This window comes from Vibrio sp. 1978 (genome assembly GCF_033344345.1).
The window spans coordinates 1-934 of the sequence record NZ_JAWPOP010000211.1; the positions used below are offsets into that span (position 1 = coordinate 1).

Sequence of the window (934 nt, forward strand, 5' to 3'; positions counted from 1 at the left end):
CAGCATGGGTAACCCGCATGTGGTGACAGTAGTGGATGACGTGGATACCGCAGATGTGGACACTCTAGGTCCGCTGCTTGAATCACACGAACGCTTCCCTGAACGTGTGAATGCTGGCTTTATGCAAGTGGTGAGTCGTGACCACATTCGTCTTCGAGTTTACGAGCGCGGCGCAGGTGAAACACAAGCTTGTGGTAGCGGCGCATGTGGCGCGGTGGCTGTGGGTATTTTGCAAGGACTTTTGGATGAGAGTGTGAAAGTATCGCTACCTGGTGGTGAGCTGCATATTTCTTGGCAAGGCCCGGGCAAACCACTCTTTATGACAGGCCCTGCTACTCACGTATTTGATGGTCAACTGTCGTGCTAGTCAAAGAAAAAGGAAAGGGTTTGTCTCAAGTTGAAGCTGACGCATTAACTGCAGAAGTGGTGGCTGAATACCTAAAAGATCACCCTGATTTTTTTGTTGAGCGCCCTGAGCTGGTGGATCGTCTGTCTTTTCCACATTCGGATTTAGGTACGGTTTCGTTGGTGCATATTCAAATGAATCGCCAGCGTCAGCGTATTGAAGAGCTTGAAGAAGAGATCACCACGTTAATGTCGCTTGCGGCAAACAACGATCGTACCTTCTACGAGTTCATGGATTTGCAGGGCTCGATTCTAAAGTGCGGTGACTTCAAGCAAGTTATTAGCGCGATAGAGCTAAAAGCCAAAGATCTCGGACTGCGTGCGTATGTTCGCTTGTTTAGCCAATGTGATGCATCGACGCAACTTAGCAAAGAACATTACCAGCGTTTTGCGACCAACCACCTAAATGGCAAAGAGGCTTATTTGGGCCGCTTGCGTAAAGTGGATCGTGAAGCGTTGTTTGGCAATATGGATGTGCCAGAAATGGGTTCCTATGTGGTACTGCCGCTGGTGAAGAAGCAGACGCTTG

Annotated in this window: 2 protein-coding genes; both read left to right on the top strand. The window is 49.1% G+C overall.

What is annotated here, in order from left to right; genetic code table 11:
• Nucleotides 1-367, top strand: a 367-nt coding sequence (dapF, locus tag R8N49_RS25610) for a diaminopimelate epimerase (RefSeq protein ID WP_318190267.1), incomplete at its 5' end; no start/stop codon positions are given.
• Nucleotides 361-934, top strand: a 574-nt coding sequence (locus tag R8N49_RS25615) for a DUF484 family protein (protein ID WP_318190268.1), incomplete at its 3' end; no start/stop codon positions are given. The genes dapF and R8N49_RS25615, both read left to right, overlap by 7 nt.